5 protein-coding genes are annotated in these 3810 nt (G+C 65.6%); all 5 read right to left on the bottom strand.

The window, feature by feature from the left end:
• Window positions 1–577, bottom strand: a 577-nt coding sequence (gene uppS, locus VGD20_RS12120) for a polyprenyl diphosphate synthase (RefSeq protein WP_331134690.1), incomplete at its 3' end; no start/stop codon positions are given.
• Window positions 578–611: 34 nt separating this feature from the next.
• The gene (gene frr, locus VGD20_RS12115; protein ID WP_293646677.1) at window positions 612–1166 is read right to left on the bottom strand and encodes a ribosome recycling factor; all 555 of its coding nucleotides are present in this window, start codon (window positions 1164–1166) and stop codon (window positions 612–614) included.
• A gap of 23 nt (window positions 1167–1189) precedes the next feature.
• A complete protein-coding gene (gene pyrH, locus VGD20_RS12110) occupies window positions 1190–1912 on the bottom strand; it encodes a UMP kinase (protein ID WP_331134689.1) in 723 nt (240 codons plus the stop codon).
• A gap of 114 nt (window positions 1913–2026) precedes the next feature.
• Window positions 2027–2953: a translation elongation factor Ts gene (gene tsf, locus VGD20_RS12105; protein WP_331134688.1), complete on the bottom strand. Its 927-nt coding sequence runs from the start codon at window positions 2951–2953 to the stop codon at window positions 2027–2029.
• Between the two features lie 130 nt (window positions 2954–3083).
• A partial coding sequence (gene rpsB, locus VGD20_RS12100) for a 30S ribosomal protein S2 (protein ID WP_331134687.1) occupies window positions 3084–3810 on the bottom strand: 727 nt, incomplete at its 5' end.

Genomic DNA, 3810 nt, shown 5'->3' with positions numbered 1-3810 from the left:
ACTGCCAGAGCAGGAAGTTCGACAGCCGCACTTCGCCCGAGGTGCGGATGAGCAGGTCGAGCGGCGGCATGTCGGCCGTGTCAAGGTTGGCCTCGATCGCCTCGGCCGTGATTTCGCCCTGCGCCGCGGCGGCGGTCGCGGCGCGCACCAGCTCGTCCTGCGCGCCATAGTTGAGTGCGACCGCAAGCGTCGTGCGCTTGTTGCCCGCCGTGCGTTCGAGCGCATTGTCGATCAGCGCGACGACGTCGGGCGCGAGCGCGCGCCAGTTGCCGATCACCTTCAGCTTCACATCGTTAGCGGCAAATTCGTCGAGGTCGCTGAGGATGAAGCGTTTCATCAGCCCCATCAGGTCGTTGACCTCTTCCTCGGGCCGCTTCCAGTTTTCGGAACTGAAAGCATAGAGCGTCATCGCCTCGATCCCGAGGTCGCCTGCCGCGCGGACGATGGTACGCACCGCCTCGACCCCGGCTTTGTGCCCGGCAACGCGCGGCAGCAGGCGTTTCCTGGCCCAGCGGCCATTGCCGTCCATGATGATGGCGACATGGCGTGCGCCGTGGCTGGCGGCTGGTGTCGTCATACTCCGTACGGGGTCCCGGAAACCGACCGATCCACTAGCCCAGGATTTCCTTTTCCTTGGCGGTCGCAGCGGCGTCGATTTCGGCGATCGTCGCGTCGGTCAGCTTCTGGACCTCGGTTTCGGACCGCTTGCGATCGTCCTCGCTGATTTCCTTCTTGTTCTCGTCGGCCTTGAGATTGTCCATGCCGTCGCGGCGGACATTGCGGACCGCGACGCGCGCCTTTTCGGCATATTGGCCGGCGAGCTTCGACAGTTCCTTGCGGCGCTCCTGCGTCATTTCGGGGATCGGCAGGCGCAACATCTGGCCGTCGACGATCGGGTTGAGGCCGAGGCCCGCCGAGCGGATCGCCTTGTCGACCGGGCCGACGTTCGACTTGTCCCACACCTGCACCGACAGCATGCGCGGCTCCGGCGCACTGACCGAAGCGACCTGGTTAAGCGGCATGTGGCTGCCGTAAACCTCGACCGTCACCGGATCGAGCAGCGCGGTGTGCGCGCGGCCGGTGCGCAGGCCTGCGAGGTCGCTCTTCAGCGATTCGACCGCGCCGTGCATGCGGCGCTCGAGGTCGGCCTTGTCATATTTCGCCATCTGTCTTTCCTCTCTTGATCTCGTCAGGGGGCGTCCGCGACGACGGTGGAAACACCCTCGCCCGCCAGCACGCGCGCCAGATTGCCCGGCTCGCGGATATTGAACACCACGATCGGGATATGATTGTCGCGACACAGCGCCACCGCGCTCGCGTCCATCACCTTCAGATTGTCGGCGAGGACGCGGTCATAGCTCAGCGTATCATAGCGGACCGCGGTCGGATCCTTCTTGGGATCGGCGTTATAGACGCCATCGACGCTCGTACCCTTCAGCAGTGCGTCGCACTTCATCTCGGCAGCGCGGAGCGCGGCGCCGCTGTCGGTGGTGAAATAGGGGGCGCCGACGCCGGCGGCGAAGATCACCACGCGGCCCTTTTCCATATGGCGTTCGGCGCGGCGGCGGATCACCGGTTCGCACACCTTGTCCATCTCGATCGCCGACTGGACGCGCGTTTCGACACCAAGCTGCTCCAGCGCATTCTGCATCGCGAGCGCGTTCATCACGGTGGCGAGCATGCCCATATAGTCGGCCTGCGCGCGGTCCATGCCCTTTGCCGCGCCCGCCATGCCGCGGAAGATATTGCCGCCGCCAATGACGAGGCAGATTTCGAGCCCGCGATCCTTGGCCTCCTTGACCTCGGCAGCCATGCTTGCGACGGTTTCGGGGTCGATGCCGAACGGGCTGGAGCCCATCAGCGCCTCACCCGACAGTTTCAGCAGGATGCGTTTCATGCCGGGCAAAGCCATGATCGGGGGAACCTTGTGTAATCGATGAATAAGCGAATGGCGCGCACCCTAGAGCGGGCACGCGCCATTGCCAAGCGGACTGCCACGTCGATCGCGGCAATCCGGATCTTCTTTTTAGACGCCAGCGACCGCTGCGACTTCCGCCGCGAAATCGCTTTCTTCCTTCTCGATGCCTTCGCCGAGCTGGAAGCGGACGAAGCCCTTGAGCGTGATCGTCGCGCCGACATCCTTGCCGGCTGCGGCGACGACTTCGGCGACCGGGGTCTTGCCGTCCATCACGAAGAGCTGCGACAGCAGCGCGTTTTCCTTGCGGAACTTCGCGATCGAACCGTCGACCATCTTCGAGACGATTTCGGCGGGCTTGCCCGACTGCGCCGCCTTTTCCTCAGCGATCGCGCGTTCGCGGGCGACGAGGTCGGCGTCGAGATCGTCGCCGTTCAGCGCCAGCGGGTTGGCTGCTGCGACGTGCATCGCGAGCTGCTTGCCCAGCGGTTCGAGAACGTCGGCACCGGCGCTCGATTCGAGCGCGACGAGCACGCCGATCTTGCCCATGCCGGGTGCGGCGGCGTTGTGGACATAGCCCGTGACGACGCCCGAGTTCACCGAGACGATGACGCTGCGGCGCAGCGACTGGTTTTCACCGATCGTCGCGATGTTGCTGGTCAGCTTCTCCGCGACGGTGCCGCCGCCCGGATAGCCGGCAGCGCCCAGCGCTTCGATGTCGGCGATATTGCCGGCGAGCGCGACCTGCGTCACGTCGCGGACGAATTCCTGGAACTGCTCGTTCTTGCCGACGAAGTCGGTTTCGCTGTTCACCTCGACCATCGCGCCGCGATTGCCGTCGGTGGCGACGCCAACGAGGCCTTCGGCGGCAACGCGGCCGGCCTTCTTGGCGGCGGCGGCGAGGCCCTTGGTGCGCAGCCAGTCAATCGACGCTTCGATGTCGCCGTTGTTCTCGGCAAGTGCCTTCTTGCAGTCCATCATGCCTGCGCCCGTGCGGTCGCGCAGTTCCTTGACGAGGGCGGCCGTAATCTCAGCCATGGGATATTCCTTTCAAAAGGGGCGGACCCATCTGGCCCGCGTGACGCCCGCGCGCATGGCGGGGCGATAAGTCAAAGGGATGACAGGGACGGCACGGGCCTTGCCGCGCCGCCCCGTCATGCCCGAGCGATTATGCGTCGCTCTGACGTTCGGTTTCGGCAGCGGCTTCGGCCGGGACCTGTTCGTCTTCGGTCACCGGAGCGGCGACATCGGCAGCCGGAGCGGCTTCTTCGGTCAGCGCGGCTTCGGCGGCGGGCTCGACAGCGGCGCCGAGATCTTCACCGCGGTTCGCGCGGGCCTGCTGGCCGCCACGGGTCGCCGCCTGGGCAACCGCGTCGCAATAGAGGCGGATGGCGCGCGCCGCGTCATCGTTCGCCGGAACCGGGAAGGCGATACCGTCGGGCGAGACGTTCGAATCGAGGATCGCGACGACGGGAATGCCGAGGACGTTGGCTTCCTTGATCGCCAGCTCTTCCTTGTTCGCGTCGATCACGAACATCACGTCGGGAATGCCGCCCATGTCGCGGATGCCGCCGAGCGACATTTCGAGCTTGTCGCGTTCGCGGGTGCGGTTGAGCACTTCCTTCTTGGTGAGGCCCGAGGTGTCACCCGAGAGCTGCTCTTCGAGCGTCTTGAGGCGCTTGATCGAGTTCGAGATCGTCTTCCAGTTGGTGAGCATGCCGCCCAGCCAGCGGTGGTTGACGAAGTGCTGACCCGAAGCGCGGGCCGCATCGGCGATCGGGCCCTGCGCCTGGCGCTTGGTGCCGACGAACAGCACCTTGCCGCCGGCGGCGACGGTCGAGCTGACGAATTCGAGCGCGCGCGCGAACAGCGGCACGGTCTGTGACAGGTCGATG

It is taken from the genome of Sphingopyxis sp. (assembly GCF_036402335.1).
GTDB lineage: Bacteria > Pseudomonadota > Alphaproteobacteria > Sphingomonadales > Sphingomonadaceae > Sphingopyxis.
The sequence above is the reverse complement of the archived record's forward strand: the minus strand, read 5'-3'. Positions and strand labels throughout refer to the sequence as shown.